The sequence below is a fragment of the Dokdonella sp. GW821-FHT11D02 genome, from assembly GCF_058808595.1.
The window spans coordinates 1,197,774-1,213,949 of the sequence record NZ_CM179520.1 but is presented as its reverse complement, the minus strand read 5'-3'; the positions used below and the strand labels follow the sequence as shown (position 1 = coordinate 1,213,949).

At 67.6% G+C, this 16,176-nt stretch carries 13 protein-coding genes; all 13 read right to left on the bottom strand.

The genetic code is table 11. The annotated features are described in order from the left end of the window. Nucleotides 1–14 precede the first annotated feature (14 nt). Nucleotides 15–839: an SDR family NAD(P)-dependent oxidoreductase gene (locus tag AC3QL3_RS05125; protein WP_492897254.1), complete on the bottom strand. Its 825-nt coding sequence runs from the start codon at nucleotides 837–839 to the stop codon at nucleotides 15–17. Nucleotides 840–849: 10 nt separating this feature from the next. Beyond that, on the bottom strand, nucleotides 850–1,743 hold the full coding sequence (gene phaZ / locus AC3QL3_RS05120; protein WP_492897253.1) for a poly(3-hydroxyalkanoate) depolymerase: 894 nt from the start codon (nucleotides 1,741–1,743) through the stop codon (nucleotides 850–852). Nucleotides 1,744–1,745: 2 nt separating this feature from the next. Beyond that, entirely contained in the window at nucleotides 1,746–3,488 is a 1,743-nt protein-coding gene (locus tag AC3QL3_RS05115) for an alpha/beta fold hydrolase (protein ID WP_492897252.1), read from the bottom strand. Beyond that, nucleotides 3,488–5,518, bottom strand: a complete 2,031-nt coding sequence (locus AC3QL3_RS05110; protein ID WP_492897251.1) for an acetoacetate--CoA ligase — start codon at nucleotides 5,516–5,518, stop codon at nucleotides 3,488–3,490. The genes AC3QL3_RS05115 and AC3QL3_RS05110 overlap by 1 nt, the downstream gene beginning before the upstream one ends. A 143-nt stretch (nucleotides 5,519–5,661) precedes the next feature. After that, nucleotides 5,662–6,120, bottom strand: coding sequence for a DUF3237 domain-containing protein (locus AC3QL3_RS05105; protein WP_492897250.1), 459 nt, complete (start codon nucleotides 6,118–6,120; stop codon nucleotides 5,662–5,664). Nucleotides 6,121–6,133: 13 nt separating this feature from the next. Continuing rightward, nucleotides 6,134–6,895 (bottom strand): glucose 1-dehydrogenase, encoded by a 762-nt coding sequence (locus AC3QL3_RS05100; protein ID WP_492897249.1) that lies wholly within the window; start codon nucleotides 6,893–6,895, stop codon nucleotides 6,134–6,136. Between the two features lie 16 nt (nucleotides 6,896–6,911). Next, nucleotides 6,912–7,730, bottom strand: coding sequence for a hypothetical protein (locus AC3QL3_RS05095; RefSeq protein WP_492897248.1), 819 nt, complete (start codon nucleotides 7,728–7,730; stop codon nucleotides 6,912–6,914). Between the two features lie 8 nt (nucleotides 7,731–7,738). Further along, on the bottom strand, nucleotides 7,739–8,545 hold the full coding sequence (locus AC3QL3_RS05090) for a glucose 1-dehydrogenase (RefSeq protein WP_492897247.1): 807 nt from the start codon (nucleotides 8,543–8,545) through the stop codon (nucleotides 7,739–7,741). 65 nt (nucleotides 8,546–8,610) lie between these two features. Continuing rightward, complete coding sequence (locus AC3QL3_RS05085) at nucleotides 8,611–10,926, bottom strand: hydantoinase B/oxoprolinase family protein (protein WP_492897246.1); 2,316 nt, start codon at nucleotides 10,924–10,926, stop codon at nucleotides 8,611–8,613. Nucleotides 10,927–10,936: 10 nt separating this feature from the next. Then, the gene (locus AC3QL3_RS05080) at nucleotides 10,937–11,494 is read right to left on the bottom strand and encodes a hypothetical protein (RefSeq protein ID WP_492897245.1); all 558 of its coding nucleotides are present in this window, start codon (nucleotides 11,492–11,494) and stop codon (nucleotides 10,937–10,939) included. Continuing rightward, entirely contained in the window at nucleotides 11,491–13,632 is a 2,142-nt protein-coding gene (locus AC3QL3_RS05075; protein WP_492897244.1) for a hydantoinase/oxoprolinase family protein, read from the bottom strand. The genes AC3QL3_RS05080 and AC3QL3_RS05075 overlap by 4 nt, the downstream gene beginning before the upstream one ends. A 30-nt stretch (nucleotides 13,633–13,662) precedes the next feature. Then, on the bottom strand, nucleotides 13,663–14,094 hold the full coding sequence (locus tag AC3QL3_RS05070; RefSeq protein WP_492897243.1) for an acetone carboxylase subunit gamma: 432 nt from the start codon (nucleotides 14,092–14,094) through the stop codon (nucleotides 13,663–13,665). Nucleotides 14,095–14,146: 52 nt separating this feature from the next. Next, on the bottom strand, nucleotides 14,147–16,168 hold the full coding sequence (locus tag AC3QL3_RS05065; protein WP_492897242.1) for a hydantoinase/oxoprolinase family protein: 2,022 nt from the start codon (nucleotides 16,166–16,168) through the stop codon (nucleotides 14,147–14,149). Nucleotides 16,169–16,176 lie beyond the last annotated feature (8 nt).

Here is a 16,176-nt window from a genome sequence, read left to right as displayed (position 1 = left end):
GGACGTATGGATGGCTAGAACATGAAGCCGCCGCTGCACACGACCACTTGGCCGCTGATGTAGTCGGACTCGGGAATGCAGAAGAGATAAACGGCACCGGCGGCTTCGGCCGGGGTGCCGCCGCGGCCGAGCGGGATGCCGGCTTCCATGGTTTTCATGACCTCGGGGTTGACGCCGACCTTGATCGCGCGCCCTTCCACCTCGATCGCGCCGCTGCCGGCGGCGGCCGCGGTCAGGCGCGTCTTGATCAGGCCGAACGCGACCGAATTGACGTTGACCTTGTAGCGCCCCCACTCCTTCGCCATCACGCGCGTGATGCCGTTGACGCCGGCCTTGGCCGCGCCGTAGCCGAGCTGGCCGGCATTGCCGCCGACGCCGGCGAGCGAGGAAATGTTGACCACCTTGCGGAACACTTCGCGCCCGGCTTCGGCTTCCGCCTTGGCCTTGGCGCGGATCACTTCGGCAGCGGCGCGCAGGATGCGGAACGGCGCCGTCATGTGCACGTCGAGCATCGCGTACCACTGCTCGTCCGTGATCTTCTGCACCACGTTGTCCCAGGTGTAGCCGGCGTTGTTGACGATGATGTCGACGCCGTCGAACGCATCCAGCGCAGCGCCGACGAAGCGCTCGCCGAAGTCCTTGTCGGTCACACTGCCCACGCAAGCGGCCGCGTCGGAGCCGGCCGCGCGCACGGCGGCGACGGTTTCCTCGGCCAGCGCCGCATCGAGATCGTTGACCACCACGCGCGCGCCGTCGGCGGCGAGCTTGAGCGCGATCTCGCGCCCGATGCCGCGGCCGGAGCCGGAGACGAGCGCGACTTTTCCCTCGAGTTTCTTCATGGCGTCTCCTTCAAGCGGCGGCGAGTCCCTCCCGCGCGGCGGCGCGGGAGGGACGGGGTTTTGGGCGCGCTTGCTCGCCCTCGCTCAGAAATTCGCGCACCACGCGGCCGGCCTCGGCCGCATCGGAGAGCAGAAACAGGTGGCCGTCGTGGAATACGTGCAGGCGCGCGTCGCGCAACAGGCGCGTCATCAGGCGCGCGTTGACCAGCGGAATCACCGGATCGTCGTCGCCGGCGAGGACCAAGGTCGGCTGGCGCAACAGGCGCAGCCACGGCAGGCTGGTCCAGCCGGCCAGCGCGAACTGTTGCAGCAGATAACCGATGCGCCCGGTCTTGCCGAACTCACGCAAGAGACTCGGCTGCAAGCGCGCCTTGCCGCCGTAGATCTCGGCGGCGACGGCGCGGCGGAACACCGGATCGTTGAAGCGACGCGGGGTGAGGAACTTGGCCAGCACCGACGGTTTGGGCGGCACCATCAGCATGCCTTGCGAAGTCGCCGCCAAGACCAGGCGGCGGCAGCGGCGCGGGTTCTGCAGCGCGAACTGCTGCGCCATCGCACCGCCCCAGGACACGCCGAGCGCGTCGACGCGACCGTAGCCGAGCGCATCGAGTACGCGCCCGCTGAGCAAGGCCAGCATCCACAGCCGATACGGAATCGGCGGCAGCGACGACTCGCCGACGCCGGGCATGTCGAAGGCGATCGTCTCGACGTCGACCAGCGCATCGGCGAACGGCGCCAACAACTCCAGGCTCGCGCCGATGCCGTTGAACAAGAGCAGCGGCGTTTTCGCAGCATCGCCGGGCCAGATCGCGACACGCAGCGACATGCCGGCGAGATCGAGCTGGCGCAGCTGCAGCGGGCGCTGCGAAATCGGCTTGAGCGGCGTGGCGACGGGTGCGGTCATGCTCACACCCGCTCGTGCACGTACACGCCCGGCGCGGCGCACAGGGGCGGGTACTGCGCACTGCCGGCGTGGCGCGGTGCGGCGACGAGGCGGCCGCCACGCGCGCGCGTCCACGCCACGCAGTGATCCCACCAGCTGCCCTGATGACGCTCGGCGCCGGCCAGCCAGGCTTCCGGCGTGGCGGGCAACTCTGTGTTGGTGCAGAAGCTCGCCTTCGGATTGCCCGGCGGATTGACGATGGTCTGGATGTGTCCCGAGTTGCCGAGCACGAACTGGCTGCGCGGGCCGAGCAGCTGCGCGCTGCGATAGACGCCCTGCCAGATGCACAGATGGTCGTTGGCCGCGCCGAGCACGTAGCTGTCCAGGCCGAGCGCGGACAAGTCGGCGATCGCCTTGCCGCGCACCTTCATCGCGCCGGGCGTGACGAACGGATTGGATTCGACCAGTTCGGAGAAGTCGTAGTTGAACTGCGCGGTCATGCCGGTGCCGTCGCCGTTCCAATACAGCACGTCGAACGCGGCCGGCTTGTCGCCGAGCAAGTAGTTGCTGACCCAGTAGTGCCAGATCAGATCGTTCGCGCGCAGCATCGCGAACAGCACCGCGAATTCCTTCGCGCTCATGCGCCGCTTGCGCAGGGCTTTCTTCACCGGCGCAGCCGCCTCGCCGGCCGCTTCCGCCTCGACGAAGGCGCCGACGCCCGGCGCGTTCGACATCGCGCGCATGTCCAACGGCGACACCACCAGCATCAGCGAATGGATCTTGCGCTGCTTGGTCGCGGCGAAGTACGCGGCCAGCGACACCGCGACCGGACCTGCGCCGCACACGGCCCACAGGTTGACGTCCTTCACTTTGCGGATCGCGCGCGCGGCGTCGATCGCCGCCTCGATCGAGTCCTGATACTCGGGCATGCCCCAGCGGTCGTGGCGCGGCTGCGGGTTGCGCCAGACGATCACGAACACCGTCATGCCCTGCCGGATGAAGTGCTCGAACACGCTGCGGCCCGGCGCCAGATCGAACACGTAGTACTTGTTGACGATCGAAGGCACCACCACGATCGGCCGCGCGTGCACCTTGGCGGTCTGCGCGGCGTACTGGATCAGCTCGAACATCTCGGTGCGCAGCACCACCTCGCCCGCGGTGGTGCCGAGGTTGACGCCGACGCGAAACGCGCCCTCGTCGACCTGGGCCGGAATCGGCCGACGCTTGCGCACGTCGCCGAGCAGGTTCTTCGCGCCGCGCAGCAGCGACAAGCCCCAAGTCTCTTTCGCGCGGCGCAGCGCGACCGGATTGCCGAACAGGAAGTTGCTCGGGCTCAGCGCATCGCCGATCTGCGCCAGCAGGAAATCGCCGCGCTCGGCCTGGCGCGCATCGAGGCCGGAGTTCTTGCTGTAGCGCGCCATCGATTCGCGCAGCGCGAGATAACTTTGCAGCAAGGCCGAATACAGCGTCGATTCGCGCCAGGCCGGATCGGCGAAACGGCGATCGCTCGGATCGGGCGCGAAGCGGGTTTCGCCGGCGGCGAGCTTGCCGAGGCTGCCGAAGAACCCGAGCGAGGTGCGCATCAGCGCCAACGGATGGCGCGTGCCTTCGCGCAGCAGGCTGCCGGCCGTGCCCCACAGATCGCTCGGCCGGAAATCACCGAGCACGTTCTGCCCGAGCACGTTGTCGACATTGCGCGCGACGAAATCCGCGTTGTCGACGGCTTTCGGCTTGGACGCGGCCTTGGCGCCGCGCGCGGCGCGCATCACGCACGCTCCGCCGGCGCGGCCGGCGTGCGCCAGTCGTAGTCGCTCGACTCGGCGGCGAAGCGCACGAAATAGTCGATCGCCTCGGGGTTCTGCATCGCATCGCGGCTGGCGGCTTTCTCCAGCGGCCAGCCCATCAGAATCTTGCGCACCGGCACTTCCATCTTCTTGCCGGTGAGCGTGTAAGGGATCGCCGCGACCGCGTAGATCTTGTCCGGCACGTGGCGCGGACTGCAGTCGGCGCGCAATCGCTGGTTGATGCGCTTGACCACGTCCTCCTCGAGCGCGAAACCCGGCTTCAATTTCACAAACAGCGGCATGAAGAAGTTGCCGCCCGGCAGTTCGCAGCAGACGATCAGGCTGTCGGCGACTTCGGGCTCCTGTTCGACCGCGCGATAGATTTCCGCGGTGCCGATGCGTACGCCGTAGCGGTTCAAGGTCGAATCGGAGCGGCCGTAGATGTAGCAGCCGCCGCGGGCGTTGATCTTGATGAAGTCGCCGTGTCGCCACACGCCGGGGAAAGTGTCGAAGTACGACTCGTGGTAGCGCTTGCCGCCCTCGTCGTTCCAGAACTTGATCGGCATCGACGGGAACGGCTGCAGCACGACCAGCTCGCCGACTTCGTCGACCAGTTCCTTGCCTTCATCGCTCCAGGAGCGCACGTCCATGCCGAGCATGCGCGTCTGGATCTCGCCGGCGTGCACGGCGAGCGTCGGCGACGCGCCGACGAAGCCGGAGCAGATTTCGGTGCCGCCCGATTGCGAGGTGACCCAGAGGTTCGGTTTGACGTTGCGGTAGCACCAGGCGAACGTCTCCGGCGTCGACGGCGCGCCGGCCACCAGCATCGACTCCAGCCGCGACAGGTCGAACTGCTCGCCGGGCTTGAGCCCGGCCTTCTCCATCATCTGCACGAAGGTCGGGCTCGCGCCGAACGAGGTCGCGCCGGTGTCGGCGGCGAGCTGCCACAGGAACTCGAGATTCGGATAGGTCGGATTGCCGTCGTAGAGCACGACCGAGGAGCCGGTCAGAAGCGCGGCGAGCAAGAGGTTCCACATCATCCAGCCGGTGGTCGAGTAGAAGAACATGGTCGAGCCGGGCTTGAGGCCGAGATGGAAGTGCATCAGCTTCAGATGCTCGACCAGGACGCCGACGTGGCTGTGCACGATCGCTTTCGGCAGGCCGGTGGTGCCGGAGGAAAACACCACCCAGATCGGATGGTCGTGCTCGACGCGCTCGAACTGAAATTCGCGCGCGGCCACTTCCGGCGCCGCGATCAGCTCGTTCCAGCTGCGCAGGCCACGCAGGTCGGGGACCGGCGCATCGGCTGCGACGTAGGGCAGCCACACGATGTGCTGCAAGCTCGGCAGTTCCTCGGCGATCTTGCGCACTTCGGCTTCGCGCGCGAAGGTCTTGCCGCCGAAGCGGTAGCCGTCCGCCGCGAACAGCAGCTTCGGCGCGATCTGCGCAAAGCGCTCGATCACCGTCTTGACGCCGAACTCGGGCGCGGCCGACGACCAGACCGCGCCGATCGCGACCGTCGCCATCATCGCGATCGCCGTTTCCGGCACGTTCGGCATGTAGGAGACGACGCGATCGCCCGGTTCGAGGCCGAGCGCGCGCAGCTGCGTGGCGACCTTGCGCACCGCAGCGGCGACATCGTGCCAACTCATGTTCGCCAGCGGCCGCGTCTCGGTCAGATGGCGGAACGCGACCTCGTCGGCGCCGGCCTTGCCGGCGTAACGCAGCAAATGCTCGGCGTAGTTGACGCGCGAGCCTTCGAACCATTTCGCGCCCGGCATCACGCGGCGGTCGAGCACTTGCCGATACGGCGTGCTCGAATCGACCTCGAAGTAGGTCCAGATCGACGCCCAGAACGCTTCGATCTCGGTCACCGACCAGCGCCGCAGCGATTCGTAGTCGGACACGTCGGCGCGCCCGCTCTGGCGCAGCCAGCTGATGTAGCGCGCGACGTTCGAGTCGGCGGCGAACTGCGCATCCGGCGTCCACAACAGTTGGCCTTCGGTCACCATGGCTCTCTCCGCGTCTGTCTCATCGTCCGTTCCGCCCGCATCGCGGCTCCCTCCCCGTTCGCTGTCGCCCTCGTCATTCCCGTCTGACCGGCCGTCCAACTGCGGCGGGGCGCCACGCGGGAATGACGCCTTGCATGACGCCTCTATCTCAGTGCGTACACGTCGTAGCTCGCACTCAGGCTGGCCAGGTCGAACTCGCCGACCGCGACGCAGAACGCGCGATGCAGCCATTGGTAGTTCGGGTGCGCGCTGCGCGCGACGACGCGGTTCTTCAGCGGCAAGCGCGGCGGCAACTCGCCGCGCGCCATCTTTTCGTAGCCGTCTTCGCCGAGATCGCCGAAGCCTTGATAGGTCACGTAGATCAGCGCGCCGTCGTCGCTTTCGATGGTTGTGCGCACGTCCGGCGCACCGGTGCCGTCGCGGGCGAGACAGAACCAGTCGGCGCCGACTGCGCGCAAGCTGCCCTTGAGGCGCGGTCCTGCGACCTCGCCACCGATGATGTTGAAATTGGCGCGGATGCCCTCGGGCACCGGCCCGATCAGCTCGGGCGGCGCGAGCCGGCCGGTGAAGGAAAACAGGTGCTCCATGGCGTACTCGAACATGCGTGGTCTCCTGCTACTGCGCGATGTAGCCCGCATCGACGACGAGTTCGATGCCGGTCTGATTGCGCGTTTCGTCGGAAGCGAGATAAAGGCAGGCGTTGGCGACGTCGTCGGGCACGCATAGGCGGCCGAGCGGATGGCGCGCGATCAACGCGTCGAGAAAAGCCTGCGGATCGGCCAGCTTGCCGGCCGCGCCGACCACCATGTCGGTCAAGATGAAACTCGGATGCACCGAATTGACGCGAATCTCGTAGCCGGACTTCGCGCAGTGCAGCGCGGCCGACTTGGTCAGGTTGCGCACGCCGCCCTTGGACGCGTTGTAGGCCGCGGTCAGCTCGCTGCCGACGATGCCGTAGACCGAGGACATGTTGATGATCGAGCCGCCGCCGCGCGACTTCATCGCGAGGATCGCCGCGCGCGTGCCGAGGAACACGCCGTCGAGATTGACGCCGATCACTTCGCGCCATTCCTGCAGGCTGCAGTCCTCGATCGTCGCCAAGCGCCCGATACCGGCGTTGTTGACCACGGTGGTGAGTCCACCGAAATCGGCGAGGACCAGCGCGACCACGCGATCCCAGGCGGCTTCGTCGGTCACGTCCAGCGCATAGGCCTGTGCGTTCGCGCCGATCTCGCGCGCCAGCTCCTGCGCGGCCACGAGGTCGATGTCGGCGATCGCGACCGCGGCGCCCTCGCGCGCGAACGCGCGGCAGGTGGCGGCACCGAGGCCGCGCGCGCCGCCGCTGACGAGGGCGATCTTGTTGTGCAGGCGTGCCAAAGGGTTTTCCTCCTGGTCAGCGCAGCGCGGCGACGCGCGCGAGTACGGTTTCGGGGTTCGCGCCGGCCGGAATCGCGGCGTAGCGCAGCGGCGTCGCCAGTACTTGCGCGGCGCCGCTCCAGAACTCGGCGCCGAGTTCGACGCCGTGATGTTTCGCGCCCGGCGCTTGCGGCGCGATGACGAAATCGAGCGAATCCGCAGCGACCGCGCGATCGGCGCGCAGACCCGCCGCCCAGCGATAGTTCGCGGCGACATTGAGCACGGCGCGATACGCGGCGACCTCGTCGGCCCCGAGCAATGCTTGCGACGATGCCTCTTGCAGCAGCAGCGCATCGATGCCGGCGTCTGCGAACGCGCGCAGGAAATCGGCCAGATACATCGATGCGTCGTCGGCGTCGTCGGTACCGATCTCCACCTCTGCCCCGGCGTGCGCCTGCGCGTAGGCGATGCCGATCCAGGCGCGCGGCGACGGCAGCGCCAGGGCCAGGATCGTCGCCGGCAGGCTCGCGCGCAGCCCGCGCACGAGCTCGGCCAGATGCGTGCGCAAGGCCGCGTCGGCGAGCAGGGTCTTCAGCGCGAACAGCGCGCGCGGTTTCGCCGCCATCGCCGTGCGCAGCGGCGCCTGCGCCGTCAGCCAGGCCGCGCAGGCGGGCGCCAGATCCAATGCGAGCACGTCGGATTTCAGAAGGCCCTGCGCGCGCCGCTGCAGCGACACGAACTCGGCCGGCTGCAGCCACGGCACCACGCCGTGGTTGAGCAGACGCGCGGCGTAGTCCGTGTGCTCCAGCCACACGGTGGTCTCGCTGCGGTCGAGCCGGTCGGTCAGCGCGTTCATCGTCGGGCTCAGATCGCGGTCAAGCCGCCGTCGATCACCAGTTCCGAGCCGGTGACCCATTTGGCCGCGTCGGATGCGAGATAGACGACGCCGTGGGCGACGTCGGCCGGCTCGCCGAAATGACCGATCGGATGCATCGCCTTGACCGCCGCTTCCGCCGTCGCGTAGTCGGGCGCGAGGCCGAGTTCGACCAGGTGCTTCATGAAGTTGGCGCCCATCTCGGTCTGCACGATCGCCGGATGCACCGAGTTCACGCGTACGCCAGTCTGCAATTGCGCGCACTCGATCGCGGCCGCCTTGGTCAGCAGGCGTACCGCGCCCTTGGAGGCGTGATAGGCCGCGTGGCCGGTGGTGCCGATCAGGCCGGCGACCGAGGACATGTTGACGATCGAACCGCCCTTGCCGTTCGGCTTGGCCATCGCGCGGATCGCGTGCTTGAGCCCGAGAAACGTGCCGTTGACGTTGATCTCCATCACCTTGCTGAAATCTTCCAGCGTGCAGTTCACCAGCAGCGCCGCGGTCTCGATGCCGGCGTTGTTGACCAGCACGTCGAGACCGCTCAGTTCGCGCTGCGCGGCGGCGACGGCGGCTTCCCATTCCGCTTCGTCGGTGACGTCGTGCTTGCGCGCCAGCGCCTTGCCGCCGGCGGCCTTGATCTGTGCCGCGGTTTCGCCGGCGTCGATCACGTCGGTGACCAGTACGGCGGCACCGGCCTGCGCCAAAGTCAGCGCGATCTGCGCGCCGATGCCGCGCGCGGCGCCGGTGACGAGAGCGACTTTGCCGTCGAGGCGGAAGGCGGAATGGAGATCGGTCATGTCGGTTTCCTCGGGTGAACTCGGTATCGGGCCAGCGGACGCTCGCCTCTGTGGGCGATGGTCGTCTATTTCTTGCGCGCTCTCGTCTTGCTCGCTCTCGTCTTAGGCGTACTCGCTTTGCGCGGGCGGGCGGGCGTTCGCCGCAGCGCCGCCAGCTCCGCCTCCAGCTCGGCGATGCGCACGTCCTTCGGGTTGGGCATGAAAGCGCCCTGCATCGCGTGCGCCGGCATCGTGATGCGGCGGCCGTAACTGGTCGCGTAGATCGTTTCGCGCTCGCCCCAGGAGCCGTAGTAAGGGATGTGCGCGGGCGGCTCGCGGCTCACCCATTTCTTGCAGAACGCATCGAACGGCTGGCCGCGGCGGATGCGTTCGCGCCGCGTCTTCTCGCGCAAGGCCTCGGTGGCCGCCTGGTCGACGATCAGAGCTTTTTCGTCGTAGACGACCTTGTAGATGTCGCGCGCGTTCTCGTGCGACATCAGGTCTTCGGCGAGGTCCTTCATCACCAGCGCCGGATCGCGTTCGAGCACGTCGCCGTAGCCGCCGCCCGAGCCCTGGCAGATCATGTAGATCTCGCCTTCGTTGCAGAGCTCGAAGGTCATGCCCATGTCGTTGCTGCTGTACTGGCCGCCGGCGATCGGCTGCCGGTTCATCAGCTCGACGATGTCGAACGCCTCGACCACCTTCGGGTTCTTCGCCAGCTCTTCGAAGATGTTGATGCCCTTGATCTTCATCAGCTGGTAGGACGGGCAGGAATAACCGCCGAACAGGCCCTGCGCGGACGGAAATTTCGAACCTTCGCAGCCGGTCATGAAGCCCCACAGCGCGGTGCCGCGCGCGGTCGCGATCTGCTCGTAGCCCATGCCGCCGCGGTACTTGCCCCAGCCGATGCGGTCCTTGGCCAGGCGCTGCGCGCCGAGGCGGATGATCGGCGTGTCTTCTTCGTTGATCTCGTGTTCGCCCGAATCGGCCATGAAGCCGAACACCGGCGACACGCTGTGCTCGCCGTCGGCGTGCGAGCGCGCACCCTGCCCCATGCCGTTGATGTCGGCGCAGAAGTTGCCGGTGACGTCGCCGTGCTGAGTCAGACCGCCGTAGACGAACGTCGCGGCCTGGTCGTACTGCGAGGCGATCACCGCCGAGTAGCGCTGCGGCAGCGAGTAGTTGAGCTTGTTCATCGGGATCGTCCACACCACGCAAGCCTTGAACATCGGCATCAGGCTCATCGACTGCGGCATCTCGCCCTCGGCGTCCATGATCGAGTTGCGGTCGGTGAGGATCTCGATCGGCGACAGCACCGCCATCGTGTGCGGCAGGTCGGGCCAGATGTTCTGCAGCAGGCCGGTGCACAGCGCCGCCTTGAACGAAGCGACGTTGGTGTTGACGCAGCGATTCAAGAACTGCGGCGCGCTGCCGCGGAAGTCGAGCGTCATGCGCTCGCCCTGCACGGTGATGGCGCAGGAGATCTTCTGCATCGCGTTCTCGCGCAGGCTCGAATCCATGAACTGCAAGACGCGCGTGGTGCCGTCGGGCAGTTCGCGGATGCGCCGGCGCATCTCGGTCTCGACGTCTTCCAGATGGCTGCGCAAGGTGCCGATCAGCGCATCGCGGCCGTATTGCTCGAGGATCGCCAGAATGCGTTCGCGCAGGCGCATCACCGCGTGCAGCTTGACCTTCATGTCCTCCAGCTGCAGCTTCGGATCGCGCACCGAGTTCTGCAGGAAGGTGACCAGGTCGCGCTTGAGTTGGAAATTCTCGACGACCTTGAACGGCGACATCTTGATGCCTTCGTCGTACTTGCTCTCCGCCGCGGCCGGCATGCCGCCTGGCTCGCAGGCGCCGTTCTCACCCTCGTGGATCGTCGAAGACAGCCAGCAGATCAGCTCGCCGTTCCAGAACAGCGGCATCATCATCGACTGGTCGGTGTTGTGGACGCCGCCGTAGCGCGCGTCGTTGTGGATGAAGCCGTCGCCGTCGCGCACACCGACGGAGGCGTCGTCGACCCAGTACTTGATGATGAATTTGATCGGGTAGAAGCAGCAGGCGGCGAACGCGATGATGCCGTGCGGCGCGATCATCGCGAGGTCGCCGGAATTGGTGTAGACGCCGGTGACCAGATCGCCCCACTTCGCGCCGGGCGCCGCGCCCATCTGGTTGACCATCGTGAACGCTTCCGACAGCGCCGCGTTGATCAAGCCACGAATGTGGTGGGTGCGATGCCGATCGAGGCCGCGCCCGAGGATTTCTTCTTCCGCCGCGCTGCGCGGAGCGATCGAGTGATTGCGCATGATCTCGGGATCGGGGCCGAGAAACAGCGTGTTGTCGGCGAGAAATTTCTCGCGCAGTGCGCGATCTTCGTCGGAGAGTTCGAGCGCATGCGTCACGGCCGCCTCCTCAGTAGCGGAAATTGGGCAAGGGGGCGAACGGGTGGCGCAGCATGTAGCCGCCGATCAGCGGGAACAGCGTGCGCGGATAGAACGTGCCGAGCGGCAGTGCCGCATCGCGCTCGGCCAGGAAGCCGCGGTCGAGACCGAAGCGGCGCAGACCGAAGCTGACGTCGATCCAATCCGCCTTGCGCATCGCCTCGACCAGGTTCGCGTGTTCGCCGCGATAGGCGGTGATCTTGTGATGCATGCCGATCATCAGCGTGATCTGCGCGCCCCACGCCGCGCGACCGATGCGCGCCAGATGGGCACGCGCGCGCTCGGCGGAGCTGTCGAGATAGTCGAGCGTGCGCGCCGGGAACACGGTGATGTCGTGGAAGGCCAGCGCGATCTCGCATTTCTCGACGCGATCGGGCTCGTCCTCACTCAAGCGCAGGATCGCGTTGAGCATGCGCAGGCAGTGGTTGCGGTAGCCGGCGAAATCCGACGGCTGCGGAAACGCGGCCGCGTACGGCGCGATCAGCTCGTCGATGCGAGCACTGTGCGTGATCACGCGCGCGGCGCTCACGCGGCGGCTCCGTCTTCGCGCGTGAACCAGACCCCGCCTTGCGCGACCGCCTGGTAGCTCCAGCCCGGCTCGACCAAGTACGTCGTCGCGCGCGTGACGACGATGGCCGGACCGTCGATGCGCGTGCCTTCCGCGCGCGCGGCGTCGTCGTAGACCGGCGTATCGAGCGGCGCGGCGTGGTCGACGAAATGCACTTTGCGCTGCGCGACCGGCGCCGGCGGCGCGATCGCGGCGCCCGCTTCCAGCCGCGCGAATTCGATCGCCCGCTGCTCGACGTAGGCGCAGACGCGGATGGTGTTGATGCGCACGCCGGTTTCCGGCGACTGGCTGCCTTCGCCGAAACGCGCGCCGTAGCTGCGGTGGAACTGGTCCATCAGCGCGAGCACGTCGCGCTGCGACTCGAGCCGCGACAGGTGCGTGACGACCGCGGTCTGCACGCGCTGGTTGCCGTAGCGCATGTCGAGTTCGAGCCGGTAGCGCAGCGCGTCCTCGCGCATGCCCTGGCGCAGCAGATCCTCGCGGCCGCGGCGTTCGAGTTCTTCGACGCTGCGGTTGAAGCTGTCGTAGTCGTCGAAGAAGGCCTTGTGCGCCGGATCGAACAGCACGGTCCAGCTGCTCATCTCGTGGATGTGCATCTGGCTCACGTTGCCGGCGCCGCAGGCCGAGAACGTCGAGGAATACGGCGGCGCCAGCACGCGCGTGACGCCGAGCGCGTCGGCGATGCCGCAGGCGTGCAGCGGACCGTTGCCGCCGTAGGCGAGCAAGGTGAATTCCTTCGGCTCGTAGCCGCGCGTGCGCAGCTCGGTGGCGATGCCGTTGGCCATGTGCGTGTCGACCTTGCGCTTGATCAGCTTGGCCGCGGCGATCACGTCGAGATCGAGCTCGTCGCACAGGTGATCGGTGATCGCCTGGCGCGCGCGCTTGGGATTGAGCGGAATGCGCCCGGCGGCGTAGTTGGCCGGATCGAGGTAGCCGAGAATCAGATCGGCGTCGGTCACCGTCGGCTGGGTGCCGCCGCGGTCGTAGCAGGCCGGTCCCGGATCGGAGCCGGCCGACTGCGGCCCGATCTCGATCGTGTCGAACATGCGCTCGTAGCGCGCGATCGAACCGCCGCCGGCGCCGAGCGTGACCAGGTGCACCATTGGAATCGACACCAACCAGCGGTCGATCACCGGATTGAAGTCGTAGTGCTTGAGGCCGCCCTGGTCGACGATGCCGATGTCGAAGCTGGTGCCGCCCATGTCGGTGGCGACGACGTTGCCGAGCGCGGCCGCGGCGGCGAGCCGCTCGCTGGCGGCGATGCCGGCGACCGGACCGGAATGCACGGTCTGCAGCGCGTCGGTGGAATTGAGCTGAGCCATGCCGCCGGAGTTGTGGCTGACCAGCATCGGCTTGCGATAGCCCTGCGCGCGCAGGTTCAGTTCCAGCGTGCCGAGCCCGTGATACATGGTCTGGTGCAGGAACGCGTCCATGATGGTGGAGGTGCCGCGCGCGTACTCGCCCTTGCGGCCGGCGACCTGGTGCGAGAGCAGGATCGGGATCGCACCGAGCAGATGCGCCGGATACTCGTCGCGAAAGATCTCGCGCACGCGCAGCTCGTGCGCCGGATTGACCACGCTGTTGGCGAACAGCACCACCAGCGCCTCGGCGCCGGCGTCGACCAGCTCGCGGATGCGCAGGCGCACGTCGTCTTCGTCCAGCTTCCAGAACGCCGCGCCGAGATAGTCGACGCGCTCGCGCACCTCGCGGATCATCGGAATCGGCACGATCGGCGCCGGGCGCTGCGCGTTCGGAATGTCCATCTGCTGCGACTCGGGCAGACCTTCGCCGTAGCCGCGCGCGCGCGACAGCGGAATCGTGCTCTTGAAGCCGCTGGTGACGAGCAGGCCGATGCGCGGCCCCTTGCGTTCGATCAGCGCATTGGTGCCGAGCGTGGTCGCGTAGCGCACCGAGTCGACTTGCGACAGCAGGGTCTGCGCATCGAGATCGAGCTGGCGACAGGCGTCGGCCAGGGCTTCGTTGAAGCCGAGCGCGAGATTGTGATGCGTGGTCAGCGCCTTGCCTTCGATGCAAGCATCGCCCCAGACCACGAAGCAGTCGGTGAAGGTACCGCCGATGTCGACCGAGACGCGTTTCATGGCGCGCTCCCGGGCAGGCATTTTTTGCCGTCAGTGCGCATGGCCGTGCTTCTTGTGCGAGGCGCGTGCGCGTTGCACTTTTTCCAGCGCCAGATCGGGTCCGCGCGCGGGCTCGGTCACTTCCGCGCGTTCCTTCCACTGCGCCTTCAGCGCGTCGATGTCGAGTTCGATGTCGTGCAGCGGCGGATGGCCGGGCGGAAGATATTCGGCCTCGACCAAGGTGCCGCAGGACGGACAGTAGTATTCGAGGATGCGGCACCAGGTCGGATCGGGCGAATAGGTGCGCGCGTACTTGTTCGGGTCGAGCAGCGGCTTGTGGATCTCGCGCGGATCGCGGTCGTAGACGAGCAGGCCGCGCTTGTAGTTCTCGCGCGCGCTGCCGTGCACGTGATCGCAGCGGCGGCATTCCCAGCGCTCGCTGGTGAGGTCGATGCGCAGGTATTCGGTGACGAGGACTTTCATATCGTCGCCTCGGAGCGGACGGTCACGTGGGAGCCGGAGAATCGGAGGTGTCTCATCGGCGATTCCTCGCTGCGCGTTTGCCCTCACCCGGAGCCGCGCTGCGGCTTCGACCGCTCCCGCGCGCGGAAGCGGTATCCGCCGGGATGCGACTTAAGAGAATGTCGCCGGCTTGGTTGATCTCGAAGCGCCAGCCCGGATCGATGCGGCAGGTGTAGAACGCTTCCTCCAGCACCGCAGGTCCCGCGGCGCCGCTGCCGGCCTTCAGCGCTTCGACGCGATAGAGCGGCGCGGCGACGGCCTCGCCGGCGATGCGCAGCGTGCGCGTCGCGTTCGATTTTGCGGCCGACGGTTTCGCGCCGAACTTTCCCGCCAGGGTCGCGTGCGGCAAGGGCTTGACCGCGCGCAGGAGCAAGGTCGCCCCCTTGCCGAAGCCGCGCGGCAGTTTCGCGTCCTTGGCACCGAGCGCGGCTTCCTCGCCGTCTGCGTTCTGTACCGACCAATGCAGCTTGCACGCCGCCATCTCGACGCCTTCGGCGAACATGCCGCGGCGCGCGCGTTCGAGCAGCAGCGCGCGCGTCGCGGCGAGCGCGCCGGCACTCGCGAGCGGCGCGGCATAGTCGTGCGCGATGTCGGAGAACGCGATCCCGAAAGCCGAGAACACCGCGGCCAAGCCCGGAATCAGCACTTGAGTGGCACCGACCGCGTCGGCGATGGCGCAGGCGACGAACGGCCCGGCTCCGCCGAAAGCCGTCAACGTGGTCTGCGGCGTGATCGTCGTGTAGCTCTTCAGCGCAGCGGCGATCTTGGCGATCCAGGCGCGCTCCATCGCAACGACGGCGGCGTCGACGTCGAGACCGAGCGGCGTCGCCACGCGCTCGGTCACCGCGGCGCGCGCACGCGCCGCGTCGATCTTCAATTCGCCGCCGAAATAAGAGGCCGGATCGAGCAAGCCTTGCAGCAGGAATGCGTCGGTGATGGTCGCCTCGGTGCCGCCGAAACCGAAACAGGCCGGGCCGGGTGCGCTGCCGACGCTGTGCGGACCGACCGCGATCCGCCCCGCTTCGGCGCGGATGATCGAGGAGCCGCCGACGCCGTGGCTTTCGACTTCGCACAGCGCGAACGAGGTGGCGACGTTCTCGACCTTGCCGCGCCGCGCCGCGCGCACTACACCCTCGCGCACTTCGCCGATGTCGGTGGTGGTGCCGCCGACGTCGAGCGAAACCAGATGCGCGAAGCGGTAGTGCCGCGCCAGCGCCTTGGCGCCCTCGGCACCGCCGCGTGGGCCGGAGCTGTAGGTTTTGAGCGCGATCGTCTTGGCCACGCGCGCGGAATGGCCGTCGTTGCGGAAGATCAACAGCGGATGGCGCGTCTTGTAGTCGCGCAGGCGGTGTTCGGCGTTGTAGAGGAAGCGCTCCATCGCTGGATGCAGGAACGCGTTGAACAGGGCGGTCCAGGTGCGGCGCACGTCGTCGTCGTCCTCGACCACCTCGTGCGAATAGAGCAGCGGCACCGCACCGAGCAGGTGCTGCGGAAATCTGCGCAGCAGCGCGCTGCGCAGCTGCCGCTCGATCTCGATGCGGCCGGCGCCACCGATCGCGACGACGATGCGGCTGGCGCCGGCCGAGGCCAGCCGCGTGACCGCGAGCGTCGCTTCGGCGGCGATCGCGTCCGGGTTTTTCGTGAGATCGAGCGTGATGCAGCGTTCGCCGACCAGGGTCGCGTACAGCGACTTCGCCTGCGCGTCGGTTTGCACGACGCGCGCGCTCAAGCCGCCGCCGACGATCAGGCCGAGTTGCGGCCCCTTGCGTTCGACCAGCGCGTTGGTGCCTTGCGTGGTCGAGTAGCGGATGTGCTCGGTGGCGAGCAGCAGGCGTTGCGGATCGTCGCTGCCGTACAGCGCGCGCGACACCTTCTGTAAACCGTCGAACAAGCAGCGCGACAAATCGTAGGGCGTGGTCACCGTCTTGGTGCGGTGCACGCGCGCGCCGTCGATGACGCAGATGTCGGTCAAGGTGCCGCCGTTGTCGATGTTGATCAGCATCGCCGCTTCGCCCGCTTCCTTGTTAGCGATCATCGATGCCG

Bases quoted from the DNA above. Each gene is read 5' to 3' on its own strand.
- AC3QL3_RS05070 (WP_492897243.1), bottom strand. From the start codon at position 14,094: ATGAAAGTCCTCGTCACCGAATACCTGCGCATCGACCTCACCAGCGAG.
- AC3QL3_RS05105 (WP_492897250.1), bottom strand. From the start codon at position 6,120: ATGTTCGAGTACGCCATGGAGCACCTGTTTTCCTTCACCGGCCGGCTC.
- AC3QL3_RS05115 (WP_492897252.1), bottom strand. From the start codon at position 3,488: ATGCGCGCCGCGCGCGGCGCCAAGGCCGCGTCCAAGCCGAAAGCCGTC.
- AC3QL3_RS05065 (WP_492897242.1), bottom strand. From the start codon at position 16,168: ATGATCGCTAACAAGGAAGCGGGCGAAGCGGCGATGCTGATCAACATC.
- AC3QL3_RS05110 (WP_492897251.1), bottom strand. From the start codon at position 5,518: ATGGTGACCGAAGGCCAACTGTTGTGGACGCCGGATGCGCAGTTCGCC.
- phaZ (WP_492897253.1), bottom strand. From the start codon at position 1,743: ATGACCGCACCCGTCGCCACGCCGCTCAAGCCGATTTCGCAGCGCCCG.
- AC3QL3_RS05125 (WP_492897254.1), bottom strand. From the start codon at position 839: ATGAAGAAACTCGAGGGAAAAGTCGCGCTCGTCTCCGGCTCCGGCCGC.
- AC3QL3_RS05075 (WP_492897244.1), bottom strand. From the start codon at position 13,632: ATGAAACGCGTCTCGGTCGACATCGGCGGTACCTTCACCGACTGCTTC.
- AC3QL3_RS05090 (WP_492897247.1), bottom strand. From the start codon at position 8,545: ATGACCGATCTCCATTCCGCCTTCCGCCTCGACGGCAAAGTCGCTCTC.
- AC3QL3_RS05095 (WP_492897248.1), bottom strand. From the start codon at position 7,730: ATGAACGCGCTGACCGACCGGCTCGACCGCAGCGAGACCACCGTGTGG.